The organism is Streptomyces spiramenti, assembly GCF_012034385.1.
Taxonomy (GTDB): Bacteria; Actinomycetota; Actinomycetes; order Streptomycetales; family Streptomycetaceae; genus Streptomyces; species Streptomyces spiramenti.
Genome location: NZ_JAAVJB010000030.1, coordinates 1 through 17,168, shown reverse-complemented (window position 1 = coordinate 17,168; position 17,168 = coordinate 1). Strand labels below are relative to the sequence as shown.

Below are 17,168 nucleotides of genomic sequence, written 5' to 3'. Positions count from 1 at the left end.
CGTTCGGCGTCGGGGGCGGCGCGGTCGCCGGGGGGCCACTCCCGCGCGGTGCCGCGCGGCAAGGCGGCACGCTGCGAGATGGCCGCGCCGACTCACCCGGCCATGATGGGCGGGGAATCCCGGGCACTCACGGAGATGTGGGGTACGAGCTGTGCGGACAGAGGACGACCCGTCGGCCGCGGCGCTGTGGCGCATGGCCAACCTGAGCACACCGATGGCGATCCGGGTGGCGGCGACGCTGCGGATCGCCGACCGGATCAGCGAGGGGCTGACCGACCCCGACGGCCTGGCCGACGCGGTCGGCGCCGACCGTGACGCGCTCCGCAGGCTGCTGCGCCACCTCGTGGTCCGCGGCGTGCTCACGCACTCCCCCGACGACGGGTACGGGCTCACCCCCCTGGGCGGGGCACTGCGCGAGGACCATCCGGCCGGGCTGCGGGCGTGGTTCGACATCGGGACCGGGGGGCGGGGCGAGCTCTCCTTCGTGGACCTGCTGCACTCGGTCCGGACCGGCGGGGCCGCCTTCCCGGTCCGCTACGGCAGGGGGTTCTGGGAGGACCTGGCGGACGACCCGGAACGCGCGGCCGTCTTCCACCGCGGGCTGGGAAGGGACGTCGCCCGGCGGGAGGGCGAGGTCGCCGCCGCCCTGGACTGGTCGCGGACGCGCTCCGTCGTCGACGTCGGCGGCGGCGACGGCTCGCTCCTCCGGTCGCTGCTCCTCGCCCATCCCCGTCTCTCCGGGACCGTGCTCGACCTGGCCGACGCCGCCGAGCGGGCCCGGGAGGAGTTCGCCGCAGCGGGGTTGGCGACACGAGCCCGGGCCGTCGCGGGGAGCTTCTTCGAGCCGCTACCGGCCGGCGCGGACGTCTACCTGCTCTCCCTGGTGCTGCACGACTGGGACGACGACGCCTGCGTCGCCGTCCTCTCGCGGTGCGCGGCGGCGGCAGGGCCGCGAGGAACGGTCCTGGTGGTGGAGTCCGTCGGCGCTGCCGGCGACGCGCGCCACACCGGGATGGATCTGCGGATGCTGTGCCTGTACGGAGCCCGCGAACGCGACGCGGACGACTTCACCGCCCTCGCGGCGCGTGCGGGGCTCCGGCTCGCCGGCGTCCGTCTCGGCGACCGGACCGCGTCGTTCGAGCTGCGGGCGGCCTGACCGCCGACCGGCCCGCCCCGACCCCGCCCCGTTCCACGGAGGACCGATGCCCGACTCCCGCATGTCCGCCGCCGAGGCGTTGACCGCGCTGTCCGCGCCCGGCGGACACGACGATCCCTACCCGCTGTACGAGGTGATCCGCCGTCACGGCGATGTCGTCGACGTCGCGCCGGGGCGGCTGGTCGTCACCGGCTACCGCGCCTGTGACGCGGCGCTGCGCGACCCGTTGCTGCGGGTGCAGGACGGCGCCGCCCAGGACGCGACGCGTCCTGGATGGCGGGGCCACTCCTCGCTGCGCGCCTTCGCCGCTTCCGTGCTCTTCACCAACCCGCCCGACCACGGACGCGTGCGGTCGCTGCTGGCTCCGGTGTTCGCCCCGGCGCGGGTGCGCGACATGCGGCCGGTGGTCGAGGAGATGACCGACCGCCTGCTGGACGGGCTGGCGGAGCGCCACGGCGACGGGACGCCGCTGGACCTCGTCGCGGAGTTCACCTCGCGTCTTCCGATGGCGGTGGTCATCGCCGTGCTCGGTTTCCCGGCGGCGGAGGAGCGGTGGTTCCGTGAGACGGCGTCGGCCGTGGCGGTGGCCACCGACGGCAGGCCGTCTGCGGATGCGATGGCCCGTGCCGACACCGCGATGGACGAGCTGACCGCCCACCTGGAGCGGGTCACCGCGGAACGACGCTCCTGCCCGCGGGAGGACCTGGTGACCGCCCTCACCCGCGTCCACGACGACGATCCGGGGCGGTTGGGCCGGGAGGAGCTGACGGGCAACCTCATGGTGCTGCTGACGGCCGGGTTCGAGACGACGAACTTCCTTCTCGGGCAGGGGGTCCTGCAGGCGCTGGCGTGCGCCGACCACGCCCGACGGCTGCGCGAGGACCCCGGTTTCGCGGCGGAGTTCGTCGAGGAGACCCTGCGGCTGGAGCCGCCCGTCCACGTGACCAGCCGGCGCGCCGCGGCCGACACCTCGCTGGAAGGCCGCCCGCTGCCGGCGGGCACCCGCGTCACCCTCCTGCTGGCCGCGGCCAACCGCGACCCGGCGCGGTTCCCGGACCCCGGCCGATTCGTCCCCGGCCGCTCCCCCGGTCGGGCGCTGAGCTTCGGCGCAGGCGGCCACTTCTGCCTGGGCGCGCACCTGGCCAGGTTGGAGGCGACGGTCGCGCTGCCCCGGCTGCTGCGGCGGTTCCCGGGGCTCAGGCGGGTGGCGGACCCCGTGCACCGGGACCGCTGGGTGGTCCGCGGCCCGGAGCGGCTCCCGGTCTCCGTCGGCGGCCCGCGCTCCGGCGGTCTCCCCGCCCGAGAGGGTGCGTGATACCCCGCGTCGGTTCGGGTCGCGGCGTCGGATCCGGTCAGCCGCACGGCGGAGGGGCGTCCTCGTGCCGGGTTGCACTCGAGCGCTCCTGACAACGCAGCAGACGGCCGTAGCCGGCGTCGCGGGCCCGGCGTGGGGTCTCCCACACGCGCTGAGCATCCACGGAGATGCGTGGCACCCACCACTGACCCAATGATGTCCGCAGTTCAGGCGTGATATGGCGGGATGTCCCCGAGGTGCGGACCGCGCCCACGCCCAATCACGGTTAGGGGTCGTAGTGACAGAACCGCTGAGGATCCTCGCGATCAACGGTTCGGAGCGGACCGGTAACACCACCGACGTCCTGCGGCACGCCGCGGCGAGCGCCCGGGAGCGCGGCGCCGGGTTCGAGGTGGTCGACCTCCGCGACATCCGGATGGAACGCTGCGGTCCCTGTGGGGACTGCAACACTCGCCCCGCGCCCTGCGTGCTGCCCGACGACGTCCCGGACGTGGTGCGCCGCATGGTCGCCGCCGACGCGATCGTCTTCGCCTCCCCCGTCCACGGCTTCGGCGCGGCCAGCCTGATGCAGACCTTCATCGAACGCGCGGGCGTCGGCTACCTGCGGTTCGACCGCCCGCTGAGCAACAAGGTCGCCGGGGTGATCTCCGTGGCCCGGCGCTACAGCGCGGGCGAGGTCTGGGCACAGCTCACGGCCAACGCCATGCTCAACCGCATGGTGTTGGTGGGGAGCGGTTTCCCCGCCACCGTGCACGCCCTGCACCGCGGCGACGCGCTCAAGGACTCCGAGGGCCTGACCAACGTGACCCGACTGATCCACCGCATGATCGACATGGCGGAGCTGCTCGCGGAGCACCGACGGCTGACCGGCCAGGACGTGCTGCTCGCTCCGCACGAGGTCAACGAGCGGGTCGGGTTGGCGGCCAACGCCGGCGAGGCGACGGCACCGCCGGCGGGGGCGTCGTGACGACGGCGCCGGCCGCCGGGTTCCTCACCGCGCACCGGCGGATGGCGGCGGCGCACTACGGGTTCTCGGGGGCCGCACGGCTCGACGCCTGGCGTGCGGAGCGGCTCACCGAGGTCGTACGCCACGTCCGGGCAAACTCGCCGTTCTACGGGCGGCACCTGGCCGGGGTCGACCCGGCCGCGGTCACCCCGGCGACGCTGCACCGGCTGCCCTTCACCACCAAGGACGATCTGCGCCGCGAGATGTACGAGGTGCTGAGCGGGCCGCTGTCGCAGGCCCGGGTGCACTACGAGACCAACGGGACGACCGGACCGGCGACGCCCTGCCCGCGTTCGGCCTTGGAGGTCGCCACCTCCAACACGGCGGTCGAGGCGAGCCTCCGGCACCTGGTCGGTGCCCACTTCGGGGACCGGTCGCCGGTGGTCGGCCTGATGGGCCCCTCGGAGCTCTACGCCTTCGGTGACGTCTTCGGCGAGGTGACCGGGGCGCTGGGGCTGTGCCACGTCAAGATCTGGCCGGAGTCGCCGCGGGTCGGCTACCGCAAGGCGCTGCGGCTGATCGACGAACTCGGCGTCGAGGTCCTGGTGTGCGCGCCCGCGCTGTGCCTGGAACTCGCCGCGGCGGCGGCCCGTCTGGGCCGGGACGTGGCGGAGCTCCCGGTCCGGCTCTTCCTCGTCCTCGGCGAGATCTGCACGCCCGAGTTCGCCGCCAACGTCGCCACCGTCTGGCCGCGGGCCGTCGTGCGCCCGGTGCTGTACGGCTCGCAGGAGGCGCTCTGCGTCGCCACCGGGTCGGAGGCCGGGACGCTCCATCTCGCGGCGCCGAACTACTTCCCGGAGCTGGTGGACCCGGACACCGGTGAGCCCGTTCCTGAGGGCGAGGACACCGGCGAGCTGGTGCTGACGATGCTGGTGCCCGGGAGCAAACCGCTCATCCGCTACCGCACCGGCGACGTGGTGCGGCTCTCCCCCGCGCCCGCGGGCGCGGCGCTGCCGGGACCGCTGGTCGAGGTCGTCGGCCGGGCGGCGGACCGGGTGGAGGTCAACGGCCGCCGGGTGTGGCCGGCCGAGCTGGAGTCCGCGGTCCTGCGGGGGGTCCGGGGCTGCCTCGGGTACCAGGTGGTCCTCGACCGCGACGCGGACGGGGACACCGTCACCGCGCGGATCCGGCTGCGGCACGGCGCGCCGCGCGAGCCCGCCGTCGCCGCCGCGGAGCGGTTGGCCGGGGTAACGGGAACACGTTCCTCGGTCGACCTCGTGGACGAGATCGACGGCGTCACCCACACCGGCGCGTACGTCAGTTGGAAGGCCGCGCGAGTGCTGGACAACAGGTCCGAGCCGGACGCGGCGGCCAGGGCGGCGCGGACGGCCGCCGATCGCAGGGCCGCGGCGCTGTGAGGGGGACGAAGGCCGTGACCGACGGCGGACGGCACACCGGGGCGGGCGTCCGGGTCACGACACGCAGCCGCCCGGTGCGTTCGCCGGAGGTGGTGCCGGTGTACCGGGCGCTCACGGAGAGGTTCGGCGCCGACCAGGTGTACCTCCTCCAGTCGGCGTCGGGCGACGAACGGGACGCGCGGCACCAGTTCGTCGGATTCGGCGCGGTCCTGTCGCTCTCGGTGACGCGGGGCGCGGTGCGGATCGGCGGCCTGCCCGAGCTGCGCGACCGCGCCGCGGCCCGGCTGGCCCCGCTGCTGGCCCGGGACGCCCGCGGGGTGCAGCGGTTGGCGGACCGCACGGACCTGTGGGAGGTCCTGCGGTCGGTGCGCGGCCTGTTCGACGCGGAGAGTTCGGCGACGGCCTTCCGCTTCGGCTTCCTCGCGGCTTTCGGCTACGACACGGCGCGGTACATCGAGGACCTGCCGCTGCTGATCGACCAACCGCCCGACCTCCCCGACGTGCACCTCGTGGTGCACCGCGGCTGCGTCGCGATGGACCTGCGCACGGGCCTCGCCGAGCTGCTGCTGCACGAGGCGGACGGCTGGCCGCCGCTTCCCCAGGCGGAGGTCGTCCGGCTGATCGAGCGGGCCCCGCTGACCCACCCCTCGGCGGCGCCGCCGACCGTGCCCGAGGCCGAGGTCTCCGACGACCTCACGGAGGAGGTCTTCACCGGCTGGGTCGAGCGCTGCCTGGCGCACATAGCCGTCGGCGACATCTACCAGGTGCAGATCGGCCACCAGTTGACGATGCGGTCGCGCGCCGACCCGGTCGACGTGTACCTGCGGCTGCTGGAACGCAACGCCTCGCCATACATGTACCTGGTGGGCATCGCCGGTCAGCGGCTCATCGGCGCCAGCCCCGAGCTCTTCGTGCGCGTCGAGGACGGGCTGGTGACGATGCGCCCGATCGCGGGGACCCTGCCGCACCGCGAGGGCGACGCCGGCGCGGCGGCCAGGCGGCTGCGCGGCGACCCCAAGGAGGTCGCCGAGCACACCATGCTGGTGGACCTGTGCCGCAACGACATCGGGCGGATCTGCGCCGAGGGGACGCTGGAGGTCCCGGAGCAGCTGACGATCGCGCGGTACTCGCACGTCCTGCACATGGTCTCGACGGTGGCGGGGCGCGCCGAGGCCGGGCGGGACAGCTTCGACGCGGTCGCCGCGACCTTCCCCGCGGGCACGATGACCGGCGCGCCGCGGATCCGCGCCATGGAGATCATCGAGTCCGTCGAGCACAGCAGGCGGGGCATGTACGCGGGGGCGCTCGGACTGATCGACATCGGCGGCTACACCAACCTCGCGCTCTGCATCCGGACGCTCTTCCACCAGGGGGACGTCTACCGGACGCGGGCGTCCGCCGGCATCGTGGCCGACTCCGACCCGGCCCGCGAGTGGCGGGAGACGCTGGCCAAACTGAGCGCGGGGCACTGGGCAGTGACCGGGGGTGAGCTGCTGTGACCCGGCGGCACCCGGTGTCGGACCGGCCCCGGGTGCTGGTCGTCGACGCCTTCGACAGCTTCGTGGACATCCTGCGGCAGTACCTCCTCACGGCGGGCGCCTCGTCCCAGGTGGTGCGGTCGGACCGAATCCGGCCCTCGGAGCTGCCGGACGGCCCGCCCGACGGGGTGGTGCTCGGGCCGGGCCCGGGCCACCCGGACGCCTCCGGCCACGTCGAACTGGCGCGGGCGTTCGCCGGACGGCTGCCGGTGCTCGGGGTGTGCCTGGGCCACCAGGCGCTGGCCCGCGCCTTCGGCGGCGAGGTGGTGCCGGCCGCCAGAACGGTCCACGGGCGCACCAGCCGCATCACCCACGACGGGCGGGGGCTGTTCCGCGGCATGCCGGCCACGTTCGAGGCCACCCGGTACCACTCGCTGATCGTGGCCGGGTCCGGTGTTCCCCCCGAACTGCGAGTCACCGCACGATCGGAGGACGACGGCTACGTCATGGGGCTGCGGCACCGGTCCCTCCCGCTGGAGTCGGTGCAGTTCCATCCGGAGAGTTTCCGCACCGACCACGGGCAGCGGATCGTGGCCAACTTCGTGGAGCTGGTCGACGGGCACCGGTGTCGGGCTGGCCGACCGCGGGCCGCCCGGCCCGGGCCGTGGGGTGCGCCGGCCGGCGTCGCCCCGTCCGAACCCCCGGTCGGCGGGAACCGTCCGGGCATCAACGGGAAGGCAGCATGAGCTACTGGAACACCAAGGCGGAGACGATGCCGCGGCCGGAGCTGGAGGCATGGCAGTGGCGCCGGTTGCGCAGAGCCGCGGAGCACGCCCGGCACCACTCGCCGTTCTGGGCGGACCGAATCCCCGGGGGGCTCTCCTCCCCCGCGGAGTTCACCGCGCGGGTGCCGCTGCTCCACAAGGCGGACCTGCTGGCCGCGCAGGCGGTCTCGCCCCCGTACGGGACCTGGCCGTCGATCGACCCGGCGGCCGGGGCGCGCCACCACCAGACGAGCGGCACCAGCGGGAACCCGCCGGTGCGTTCGATCGACACCGCGCGCGACTGGGTGTGGAGCACCGACACGTTCTGCACCGCGCTCTACGCCAACGGAGTGAGGTCCGGGCAGCGGGGGATGGTCTGCTTCGGGTACGGGCTGTTCGCCGGGTTCTGGGGGATGCACTACGCGCTGGAACGCATGGGGTGCACCGTGTTCCCGTCGGCCGGCCTCGACTCGCGCTCCCGGATCGGGTTGTTGACGGAGTACCGGATCGAGGTGGTGGGGCTGACCCCGAGCTACGCGCTGCGGTTGATGGAGGTCGCCCGGGAGGAGGGCGTCGACCTCGCCCGGGAGGCGAACGTCGAGGTGATCCTGGCGGGGGCGGAACCGCGGTCCGACCGGACCACCGCCGCCATCGAGGAGGCGTTCGGCGCGCGGGTGTTCAACGCCGCCGGGACCACGGAGTACGGCGGGGTGTTCATGTTCGAGTGCCCGGCCCGCCGCAACGCCTGCCATGTCGTCGAGTCCTCCTGCTACGACGAGGTGCTGGATCCCGACACCGGCCGCGCCGTGCCGTACGGCGCCCAGGGGGTGCGCGTCACCAGCGGGCTGTCCCGCGAGGGCGTTCAACTCTTCCGCCACTGGACGGAGGACGTGGTGGTCAGGCGTCCGCACCACGAGTGCGGGTGCGGTCGCAGCTGGGACTTCTACGACGGCGGTATCCTGCGGCGGGTCGACGACATGCGCAAGATCCGGGGTGCCTCCGTCACCCCGGTGATGGTCGAGGACGTGGTCCGCGCCGTGCCGGGCGTCGCCGAGTTCCAGGCGTCCATCCGGACGGTCCGGGGACTGGACACCGTGCACCTGCGGGTGGACGCCGGCGAGCCGGACGGCGAGGGCGGGCGGCGGTTGGCGAGGGAGCTGGCGGACCGGTTCAAGCGGGCGATCGGCATACGACCGGAGGTGGAGCTGGTCCCGCCGGGCAGCCTGCCCCGCACCGAGTGGAAGGCGACACGACTCCATGACGAACGCGACCCCAGGACTCCTCACCCCTGAGCAGGAGGGCGACCTCGTCGCCGCGTACCGGGCGGTGCGGCGGCTGGCCGAGGGGTGCGAGGTGCCGGCGGTGCGCGCCGCCGTCCTCGCTGCCGAGGCGGAACTGCGCCTGGCGCTGGACGGGCAGGACCTCGACTGCGACTACTACGTGCGACCGGGGCGTCCGCCGGCGCCCTGAGCGCCGGCAGCCGCCCGCGGTCCGGGCGTCGAGGCGGACCACGGCAGGGGCGGGCGGCCCGGACGGGCCGTCCGCCCCTCCCCCCGCTCGGACCGTCAGGCCCGCTCGGCGACGGCGTCCGCGACCTGGGCGCCGGTGTACATCCCGACGCCCCTGAAGTACTCCACGCGCAGGCTCTCCGCAGCGCGGACCCCGTTGGCGACGCGGTCGCGCTCGTAGGCGTCGAGCAGCGCCTGGGCCTCGGCTGTGGCCTCGGCGAACCGCTCGGCCGGGCCTGCCTCGGTGCGGAGCACGTCGTCCATGGCGCGCGTCATGACGTCCTGGGCACCGGCGAAGTCCCCGAACATCCCGCCGCGGCAGGGCGGCACGATGCCGTCGTCGGCCGGGCCGAGCTGCTGTCCGGCGAGCCGGTGGTAGGGGTGGGCGTCGTACCACCCCTCCTCCTCCAGCAGTTCGGAGGCGGACCGGGTGACCGGGACGAAGCTGTTGTCCCTGTGCCGGTCGGCGGCGTTCCGGGGGTTGTTGACGAACATGAGGAAGGCGAGGGCTCCTTCCCTGGTGGGTTCGTCGAGACCGTTCCGCAGGAACAGCGAGGTGCCGGCGATGATGTTGCCGCCGTAGGGGCGGCCGTCCCGTGAGGGGAAGCGCCCGACCGTCATCTCGAAGCCGCCGTTGCGCGCCGCCGACGCCATGTAGTTCATGTCGTTGGAGGAGGTGACCCGGAGCGCCACCCGTTGGTCGGCGAACGCCTTGATGTTCCCCTCCCAGTCGGGGATCTTGCCGGTGTACAGGTAGTGGCCGCGGCGGTGCATCCGCCGCCACCACCGCACCCAGGTGAGCATCTCCTCGGAGGAGAGGTCGAGGGTGCGGGCGCGGCCGGTGTGCCCGTTGTCGTGGTCACTGAGATGTCCGCCCTGCACGGCGAGGGTCTGCTGGAAGAACAGCCCGTGGTTGGCCCAGGTGACCCCGTGGTCGGCGCCGTCCGCCGCCGAGGTCACGGCGGCGCAGGCGGCTTCCAGTTGCCGCCATGTCTGCGGCAGTTCGGTCACTCCGGCGGCCCGCAGCAGATCCGCGTTGCCGTAGGTGAGCATGGTGGTGACCACCGTCGGCATCGACCGCAGCAGGCCGCGTTCGGAGTAGAACTGCCGGGCCGCCGGCAGCAGGTCGTCCAGGACCACCGGTTCGCCCAGGATCTCGTCCCGGCCGGCCACCTCCTCCTCGACCGAGGCGAAGAGCGGTCGGCCGTCCCGGGCGCGGGAGTCCCTGGCTGCCTGCGTGACCGAGAAGTAGTACTCGGCGATGGCGGGGGCGCGACCCTCGTCGGCTGCCGCGGCGATCTGCTGCGACAGGGTGCGGAAGTCGCGGCCCTCGATGTTGACCCGGTAGCCGGGGTGCGCGTCCTCGAAGGCGGCGCCGAGTCGGTGGAGCCGGTCCATGTAGCCGGGGAAGGTCAGGTCGGCCACCCAGATGTCGATCACGGTGGGAGTGCTCATGTGCGTCCCTCTTCTCTTCGGGGCGACGGTCGTGTTGCGCGGGGTGGGGCCGGGGTCGAGTCCCTCAGGCGGGGGGCGTGGCACGGCCGGCCGACAGTCCCCGGGCGAACACCCGGATGTCGCCGACCAGTTCCTGGGGGCGCTCCAGGGCGGCGAAGTGGCCCCCGGAGTCGAACTCGCTCCAGTGGACGATGGTGGGGAGGTCCCGGTCGGCCAGTCGCCGGACGGGCACGAAGATGTCGTCCGGGAAGACCGCCACCCCCACCGGCACCCGGACGGGCGGCGGCACCTCCCCGGCCGCGGCGGCCCTGACGCCCGCGGCTCCCTCGTAGTAGAAGTTCGCCGCGGAGCCGGCGGTGGCCGTGAACCAGTAGGTCGAGACGATCGTGAGCAGCGCGTCGCGGTCGACGGCGTCCTCGGGTCGGTCGACCGCTCCGGTCCAGTCGTGGAACCGCTCGACGATCCATGCGAGTTGGCCGACCGGTGAGTCCGTCAGCGCGTACGCGAGCGTCTGCGGGCGGGTCTGCTGGAGCTTCATGTAGCCGGAGAGCTCCTGGTCGAAGCGGGACAGCTTCCCCAGGCGGGCGAGGTCGCCCGACTCCAGCCCGGCCAGCTCCTTCTCGTCGCCGGAGGGAAAGGTCATCAGCATGTTCACGTGCGCGCCGATGACGTGCTCGGGGTCGCACCGGCCGAGTTCGAGTGCGATGACCGCTCCCGCGTCACCTCCCTGGGCGAGGTAGCGGTCGTGTCCCAGCAACCGCATCAGCTCGGCCCAGGCGCGCGCGATGCGCGCGGTGTCCCAGCCCGCCGTGGTGAGCGGACCGGAGAAGCCGTAGCCGGGCAGGGAGGGAATGACCAGGTGGAAGGCGTCCGCCGGGTCGCCGCCGTGGGCCCGGGGGTCGGAGAGGGGACCGATCACGTCGAGGAACTCGGTGACCGAGCCGGGCCAGCCGTGCGTCAGCAGCAGCGGTGTGGCGTCGGGTTCCGGCGAGGTCACGTGGAGGAAGTGGACCGGTGCGCCGTCGATGGTGGTGACGAACTGCGGGTGGCTGTTCAACCGCCGCTCCGCGGCGCGCCAGTCGAACTTCGTCCGCCAGTACTCGGCGAGTTCGCGGAGGTAGGCCGCCGGCACGCCGCGCGACCAGCCGGTACCGGGCAGGTCGTCCGGCCAGCGGGTTGTCAGGAGTCTCCGGTCGAGGTCATCGAGTTGGTGCTGGGGCACGTCGACTCGGAACGGTCTCATGGGCTCTCTCCGCAGGGGTCGGGGAGGCGCCGTCGCCGCCGCGCCGCGGTGTCGGACCGCGGTCGGGGCGAGTGCGGCGGGCGGGCCGCTCGTTGCGCCACGCCGTATGGTGCGGCAGCTCCGCCCGGCGCGGCATCTCGCCAGTTGCTGCCCCTCCGCGGCGGCGTGGGAGGGCAGCTCCGAAGATGCGGCACGGCGCGTGGCGCTGCGAGCATCCCTGGTGCCGTTCCGGCCGCCCGTGGCTCCTCCGGCGGCCCCGTTCGGCCGGCGCCGGGCGCCGGCCGGGAAGGACACGCCCATGAACCCCGTCGCCCGCTCCTCGCCGGCCGCGCTGGTCCGGTACTACGCCGACGGCCCGGCCGACCGGCTGCCGGAGGTCTTCGCCGAACTGGCGGCCACCGTGTGGGACGGCCGGAGGCCGCTGCCGACCGCCCTGGCGTCGCTGCCCCCGCTCGTCGACGCCCTGCGCCGCTGCCCGCCCGGGCGCCGCGGGCGGCTCGCGGTCCTGCTCGGCCTGCTCCTGGAGGCCGAGCACCCCGCCACGGGCGGCCCTCTCACCGATGCGCTGACCGACCGGGTCGGCCTCTTCCTGGAGCTGCTGCGGGCGGAGGGCGGGCCCACGCCCACCTCCCTGGCTCTGTGCTACCTGCTCGCCCACTTCCCCCGGGAGCGGGAGGCGGTCCTCGCAGCCGCTGACGACGTGGGGACGGCCGCGGACGACAGGTCGCGCCTGGCGAGGTGCCTCACCGTTCCGGGCGGGGAGCGGCCGGTGCTGGGCCGCGTCTGGCCGTCGCCCTCGGCGTGGTCGCTGACCGACGAGGAGCGGGCGTTCGACCGCGCCTGGACGGACGCCCTCAGCCCCGAGCAGGTCACGGAGTCCTGGGACAACGACACGACCACCGTCCTCGCGTACATGGGCGCCCGCGCCTACTGGGCGGCCTGCCACGGGATGCCCGCGGAGCTTCCGGCCGCGCGGCTGCCGGACCGGGAACTCGCGAGCGCGCCCGCTGCCGGGCCCGAGGTGTTCGCCCGCCACACGGCGGCGCTGCGCTGCCCCTCGTGCCGGGCCGGCTCGCCCGTGCCCGACGGCGCGCTGCTGCGCTGCGAGGGGTGCGGCCGGACGTCACCGGTGGCCGGCGGCATAGCCGACCTCTCCGGCCCCGCGCCCGAGGAGAACGGTGTCGACGACCTGCTCGAACGGCTGTCCCGGGTCCCCAGCATGGGGTTGTTCTACGAGGCGGTCGCCCGCCCCAACTTCCTGCGGGTGGCGGGGTCGAACTGGGACGGCCGCGTCGGCCACGACGAGGAGGACCGGTTCCTGGCGGACCACGTGCGCCCGGTCGCGGGTCCGGTGCTGGACCTGGCCGCGGGCGCGGGGCGGTGGACGGCGGTCCTGGCGAGGCTGGTGGGCGAGGAACGGGTGATCGCGGTGGACAGCGCGCTGCCGATGCTGTCGGTGCTGCGCGGTCGCCTGCCCGGCGTCCCCGCGCTGCTGGCGGATGCCGTCGACCTGCCGCTGGCGGACGCGTCGGTCGGGGCGGTGGTCTGCTGGAACGCGCTCCAGGCGTTCTACGACGACGCGGAGCGGGCGGTGGCGGAGATCGGCAGGGTCCTCCGGCCGGGTGGAAGCCTCACGTTGCTGACCTTCCGCTTCGCCGACGACCCGGTGTACCGGTACTTCCAGGCGGCGCACCGGTTCCCGCAGCACGCCGACGGCCTGCGGCTCTTCGACCCCGCCGACCTGCGGCGCTGGCTGTCCGCCGCCGGGCTCCGGCTCCGCCACGAGTCCGCCCCGGGGACCTTCCTGATGCTGTCCGCGGTACGTGCGGACTGACCGGTCCCGAACCTCCCCTCCCACCGACCCGGCGCGATCCGCCGAGGAAGGAGCATCCCGTGTCGGACTCCCTCGATCCGCCTCCGGCCCTGTGGCAGCCGGGCACCCCCGAGTACGCGGAGGCCACCGCCGTCTTCAACCTGGCCGCCGAGGTGCGGCCCCGGGCCGCCGTCGTCGCGCGCAGCGTCGCGGAGGTGCGCTCCGCCGTACGGCTCGCGGCGCGGTCCGGCCGGGGGCTGCGCACGCTCGGCACCGGCCACGCGGCGGGCGCCGTGCGCCCGTTCGACGAGTCGCTGCTCCTCCGTACCAGGCTGCCCGGCGGGGTGCGGGTCGACGCCGACCGTCGCGCGGCGTGGGTCCCCGCGGGCACGTGCTGGGCGGACGTCGTGGCGGCTGCCGCCCCGCACGGGCTGGCCGCCGTCCACGGCTCCTCCGGCGGTGTCGGGGTCGTCGGCTATCTGCTGGGCGGCGGGGTGAGCTTCTACGGTCGCCGACGCGGGCTGGCGGTCAACTCGCTCCGCGCCGCCGAGCTGGTGGTCGCCGACGGCTCGGTCGTGACGGTGACGGAGGCCGACGACCCGGAGCTGCTGTGGGCGCTGCGCGGTGGCGGTGGCGGGTTCGGTGTGGTCACGGCGGTGGAGATCGATCTCTTCCCGGCCGCGGAGGTGTTCACAGGAGGGTGCTACTGGCCGGGCGGAGCCGCCGCCGAGCTGCTCGACGGCTGGTCGTCCTGGACCGGCGGGGCGCCCCGCGCCGCGACGACCTCGTTCCGGGTGATGAACCTGCCGGAGCTGCCCGGTGTCCCACCCGTGCTCGCCGGGCGGACCGTGGTCTGCGTGGACGGAGCGGTGGCCGCGGACGACCCGGCGGAGGCGCGTGACGCGGCCGACGGGCTGCTGGGCCCGCTCCGCTCGCTGGGTGAGCCGTTGCTCGACACCTGGCGGGGGACGGGGCCGGAGGGGGTGCTGCTGGCGCATCTCGACCCGCCCGCGCCGGTGCCCTTCGTCGGCGACCACCTGCTGCTGCGCGACCTGGCGGAGGGCGGCGTCGCAGCCTTCCTGGGGGTGGTCGGCGCGGACTCGGGTTCTCCGTTGGCGGTGGCGACCCTTCGACAACTGGGAGGCGCCTTCGCGGAGTCCGGGCCGCCGGCGGCGCTGGGCCGTCTCGACGGGCAGTTCGCGTACATGGGCTCGGGCCCACCGGTCGGCCCGGTCACGGTGTCGGACCTGCGGGCTCACGGGCGCGCGGTCCGCGCGGCTTTGGCCGGTCGGGACACCGGGCGCACCGTTCCGTCGCTGGTGGAGTCCCACGACGGTCCGCAGCGTCATCTGGACGGTCCGACAGCCCGCGCGGTGCGGCGGGTGCGGGAGCGGGTGGACCCGGAGGGTCTCTTCGGCGGCGACGCCAGCCCGGGTTCGCTCCCCTGAGACGGTGCGCCACGGCTCCGCCCCGCCCCGGAGGTCCGGGGCGGGGCGGAGCCGTGCGGGACGCGGCCTCAGCCGGGCGGCCGGGCGGCTCCACCGGCGTCGGCTTCCCGGACCGGGACGGTCGCCGGGTCGGCGCCGTCGGCGGACGCACCGGCGGCGAGCGCGTCGGCTCGGGCGTCCTGGGCGGGTGCGTCGTCTCCCGTCGTGTCCTCGGCCTGCCGGCCCACCGGCGGGATGTCGCGCAGCATGAAGACGAAGACCGCGCCCGCCAGCGCGATGAGGATCGCGCTCACCAGTCCGACGATGTGGATGCCGCCGGTGAAGGCGACGCGCACCGGTTCCATGAGCGTCTCCGCGGCCTGGGGGGAGAGGCCGTCGGCGACGGTCGCGGCACCGACGACCGAGTCGCCGGCGACGGCCGCCTCGCTCCCGCTCAGGCCGGACGGCAGGTCGCCCTCGATCCGGTTGCGGTAGACGGCGAGACCGAGGGTCCCCAGGGTGGCCACGCCGAGGGCGGCGCCGAACTCGTTGCTCATCTGCGAGAGTCCGCCCGCGGCGCCCGCCTTCTCGGGCGGGACCGTGCTGACGACCATGTCCGTGCCCAGGGCGACGATCGGTGCGCCGCAGAAGGAGAAGATCGCGAAGCCGACGATGAGGACGGCGGTACCGCCCTCGGGGTCGAGCCGGCTGAAGGTGAGGAGGACCGCCACCACGCCGGCGATGCCCGCGCCGATGACGTAGGCGGGTCTCACGTGGCGCGCGATGATCGGGCAGACCGCGAACGCGACGGTCGCCGCCGCCATCCCCGGGAGCAGGCCGAGCCCGGCGCGGAACGGGGGCATGTCCTGGACGGCCTGGAAGTACTGCGTCATGAAGAGCATCACGGTGCCGCCGATGAGGCTGTACGCCAGCAGGCCGAGCAGCGCTGCGCTGAAGCGGCCGTGGGCGAACAACCGAACGTCCAGCAGGGGTTCGGCGAGGGTTCGCTGCCGCTGCACGAACAGCACCCCCAGGACGACGCCGAGGAGCACCGTCGTCACCGCGGTGAGAGTCCAGCCGTCGCGGGCGAACTCCTTCACGCCGTAGATCAGCGGCAGTGTGGTTCCCAGGCTGAGGGCGACGCTGGCGACGTCCAGCCGCCCGGCTCCGGCGTTCCTGAACTCCGGCAGCACACGGGGGCCGACGATCAGGGTGAGCGCCATGATCGGCACACCGATCAGGAAGAGCGACCCCCACCAGAAGAACTCCAGCATCACGCCGCCCAGGAGCGGTCCCACGATCGCCCCGATGGTGAAGCAGCTGGCCCAGAGGCTGATCGCCATGGTGCGCTGCTTGGCGTCCTTGAACATGACGGTGATCAGGGACAGCGTGGAGGGCGTCAGCGAGGCACCGGCGACCCCCAGCAGCACGCGGGCGGCGATGAGCATGCCGGGGCTCGTGGAGAACGCCGCCAGCAGGGATGCCGCCCCGAAGGCCGCCGAGCCGATCATCAGCAGCTTGCGCCGGCCGATGCGGTCGCCGAGGGTGCCCATGGTGACGAGGAAGCCGGCGACCATGAACCCGTAGATGTCCATGATCCACAGCTGTTCCGTGGAGCTCGCGCCGAGGTCGGCCGCGAGGTGGGGCAGCGCGAGGAGGAGGACGAAGACGTCCAGGGCGACCAGAAGGGTCGGGAGCGCGAGAACGGCCAGACCGATCCATTCCTTGCGTCCGGCTTTGGGTACTGCCTCTACAGCCATCTCCCAGTACTTCCAATCGTCTCAAGGGTGAGAGTGCGTCAGGACGGCTCGCCGCGGGGCCTGCGGGCGGCCCCCGGCGGTGGCACCACGACACGATCCCGCCGCCCCGTCCCCGGCGCATCTCACGGCGTGCTGAGACCGCCGCGAGAAGGCCCTTCCGGTCACCCGGGGCCTGCGGCTTCCCCAGCGAACCGCAAGTGAGTCTCTTCAAGCAACGTGGAAGATGCCGAAGTCGTCACGAGCTCCGTAGCGTCTGGCGTGCAGGGGCCGGACATCGGCCCCTCCCCCACCCCCTCACCCAAGGAGTCGTTCCCATGACGAAAGGGAAGACGATGAAGTTCGCCACGCGAGCAGGCGCCGCCGCCGCGCTCGCTGCCGGACTCGCCTTCGCCGTCCAGCCCGGCGCCCCCGCCGCCGAGGCAGCCCCCACCGTGCACGTCACCCCGGCGGGCGGGCTGTCCGACGGCGCCAAGGTCGAGCTGACCGCGACCGGGCTCACCCCCGGTGTCCTGTTCCACGTCGGCCAGTGCGCGTTCGTCGAGAGCGGCGAGTACGGCTGCAACGCGAAGACCGCGGTCGACGCCGTCGCGAACGCCGACGGCGAGGTGCGTGTCACGCTCTCGGTCAACCAGGTCTTCGAGGCCGTCGTCGGCGAGAAGTTCGAGACCTGGGGCCGCGTCGACTGCGCGGTGACCGCCTGCCAGGTCGGCCTGGGCAACGGCACCGGCGAGGGCGGCGGCCAGCAGGTCTCGTTCCGCTGACCCACCGGTAGATCCGACACGGCCTCCGGCCCCAGCGCGGCGCCGCGCTGGGGCCGGAGGTCCGTCCGACGCCCGGCCCCCTCGGTGCCGGGCGTCCGTCGTCGCGGGCCGGTGCGACGACGGA

14 protein-coding genes are annotated in these 17,168 nt (G+C 74.2%); 11 read left to right on the top strand and 3 right to left on the bottom strand.

All coding sequences use genetic code 11. The annotated features are described in order from the left end of the window. The first annotated feature begins 151 nt into the window (after nucleotides 1-151). The 8 genes from HCJ92_RS06465 (at nucleotide 152) to HCJ92_RS06430 (ending at nucleotide 8,547) form a co-directional block, all read left to right on the top strand. Nucleotides 152-1,156 (top strand): methyltransferase, encoded by a 1,005-nt coding sequence (locus HCJ92_RS06465; protein WP_338054052.1) that lies wholly within the window; start codon nucleotides 152-154, stop codon nucleotides 1,154-1,156. 46 nt (nucleotides 1,157-1,202) lie between these two features. Then, nucleotides 1,203-2,471: a cytochrome P450 gene (locus tag HCJ92_RS06460; RefSeq protein WP_167932469.1), complete on the top strand. Its 1,269-nt coding sequence runs from the start codon at nucleotides 1,203-1,205 to the stop codon at nucleotides 2,469-2,471. A 277-nt stretch (nucleotides 2,472-2,748) separates the two neighbouring features. Beyond that, nucleotides 2,749-3,438, top strand: coding sequence for an NAD(P)H-dependent oxidoreductase (locus HCJ92_RS06455; RefSeq protein WP_167932468.1), 690 nt, complete (start codon nucleotides 2,749-2,751; stop codon nucleotides 3,436-3,438). Next, nucleotides 3,435-4,835, top strand: coding sequence for a phenylacetate--CoA ligase family protein (locus HCJ92_RS06450; protein WP_338054051.1), 1,401 nt, complete (start codon nucleotides 3,435-3,437; stop codon nucleotides 4,833-4,835). Before HCJ92_RS06455 ends, HCJ92_RS06450 begins: the two co-directional genes overlap by 4 nt. A 14-nt stretch (nucleotides 4,836-4,849) precedes the next feature. After that, nucleotides 4,850-6,334, top strand: coding sequence for a chorismate-binding protein (locus tag HCJ92_RS06445; protein WP_167932467.1), 1,485 nt, complete (start codon nucleotides 4,850-4,852; stop codon nucleotides 6,332-6,334). Continuing rightward, on the top strand, nucleotides 6,331-7,059 hold the full coding sequence (locus HCJ92_RS06440; protein ID WP_338054050.1) for an anthranilate synthase component II: 729 nt from the start codon (nucleotides 6,331-6,333) through the stop codon (nucleotides 7,057-7,059). The genes HCJ92_RS06445 and HCJ92_RS06440 overlap by 4 nt, the downstream gene beginning before the upstream one ends. Beyond that, nucleotides 7,056-8,369 (top strand): phenylacetate--CoA ligase family protein, encoded by a 1,314-nt coding sequence (locus HCJ92_RS06435; RefSeq protein WP_167932466.1) that lies wholly within the window; start codon nucleotides 7,056-7,058, stop codon nucleotides 8,367-8,369. Before HCJ92_RS06440 ends, HCJ92_RS06435 begins: the two co-directional genes overlap by 4 nt. Next, nucleotides 8,335-8,547 carry a DUF6052 family protein gene (locus tag HCJ92_RS06430; RefSeq protein WP_167932465.1) on the top strand — a complete coding sequence of 71 codons (213 nt, stop codon included), beginning with the start codon at nucleotides 8,335-8,337 and terminating at the stop codon, nucleotides 8,545-8,547. The genes HCJ92_RS06435 and HCJ92_RS06430 overlap by 35 nt, the downstream gene beginning before the upstream one ends. Before the next feature lie 95 nt (nucleotides 8,548-8,642). Here HCJ92_RS06430 and HCJ92_RS06425 read toward each other — a convergent pair whose 3' ends face one another. Then, nucleotides 8,643-10,040: an extracellular solute-binding protein gene (locus HCJ92_RS06425; RefSeq protein WP_167932464.1), complete on the bottom strand. Its 1,398-nt coding sequence runs from the start codon at nucleotides 10,038-10,040 to the stop codon at nucleotides 8,643-8,645. Nucleotides 10,041-10,104: 64 nt separating this feature from the next. After that, entirely contained in the window at nucleotides 10,105-11,283 is a 1,179-nt protein-coding gene (locus HCJ92_RS06420; RefSeq protein ID WP_167932463.1) for an epoxide hydrolase family protein, read from the bottom strand. Nucleotides 11,284-11,581: 298 nt separating this feature from the next. Here HCJ92_RS06420 and HCJ92_RS06415 point away from each other — a divergent pair, with 298 nt between their 5' ends. Together HCJ92_RS06415 and HCJ92_RS06410 are read left to right on the top strand one after the other, a co-directional pair. Continuing rightward, entirely contained in the window at nucleotides 11,582-13,117 is a 1,536-nt protein-coding gene (locus HCJ92_RS06415) for a class I SAM-dependent methyltransferase (RefSeq protein ID WP_167932462.1), read from the top strand. Between the two features lie 59 nt (nucleotides 13,118-13,176). After that, complete coding sequence (locus HCJ92_RS06410; RefSeq protein ID WP_167932461.1) at nucleotides 13,177-14,544, top strand: FAD-binding protein; 1,368 nt, start codon at nucleotides 13,177-13,179, stop codon at nucleotides 14,542-14,544. A gap of 68 nt (nucleotides 14,545-14,612) precedes the next feature. On the opposite strand, the gene HCJ92_RS06405 is transcribed toward HCJ92_RS06410, so the two are convergent. Continuing rightward, entirely contained in the window at nucleotides 14,613-16,283 is a 1,671-nt protein-coding gene (locus HCJ92_RS06405; RefSeq protein ID WP_167932460.1) for an MFS transporter, read from the bottom strand. 314 nt (nucleotides 16,284-16,597) lie between these two features. Here HCJ92_RS06405 and HCJ92_RS06400 point away from each other — a divergent pair, with 314 nt between their 5' ends. Continuing rightward, complete coding sequence (locus HCJ92_RS06400; protein WP_167932459.1) at nucleotides 16,598-17,044, top strand: enediyne antibiotic chromoprotein; 447 nt, start codon at nucleotides 16,598-16,600, stop codon at nucleotides 17,042-17,044. The last annotated feature ends 124 nt before the right edge of the window (nucleotides 17,045-17,168 follow it).

What these genes read in the sequence shown, in the direction of transcription:
- HCJ92_RS06415 (WP_167932462.1), top strand. Translation starts at nt 11,582, where the DNA reads ATGAACCCCGTCGCCCGCTCCTCGCCGGCCGCGCTGGTCCGGTACTAC.
- HCJ92_RS06430 (WP_167932465.1), top strand. Translation starts at nt 8,335, where the DNA reads ATGACGAACGCGACCCCAGGACTCCTCACCCCTGAGCAGGAGGGCGAC.
- HCJ92_RS06435 (WP_167932466.1), top strand. Translation starts at nt 7,056, where the DNA reads ATGAGCTACTGGAACACCAAGGCGGAGACGATGCCGCGGCCGGAGCTG.
- HCJ92_RS06460 (WP_167932469.1), top strand. Translation starts at nt 1,203, where the DNA reads ATGCCCGACTCCCGCATGTCCGCCGCCGAGGCGTTGACCGCGCTGTCC.
- HCJ92_RS06420 (WP_167932463.1), bottom strand. Translation starts at nt 11,283, where the DNA reads ATGAGACCGTTCCGAGTCGACGTGCCCCAGCACCAACTCGATGACCTC.
- HCJ92_RS06405 (WP_167932460.1), bottom strand. Translation starts at nt 16,283, where the DNA reads ATGGCTGTAGAGGCAGTACCCAAAGCCGGACGCAAGGAATGGATCGGT.
- HCJ92_RS06400 (WP_167932459.1), top strand. Translation starts at nt 16,598, where the DNA reads ATGACGAAAGGGAAGACGATGAAGTTCGCCACGCGAGCAGGCGCCGCC.
- HCJ92_RS06425 (WP_167932464.1), bottom strand. Translation starts at nt 10,040, where the DNA reads ATGAGCACTCCCACCGTGATCGACATCTGGGTGGCCGACCTGACCTTC.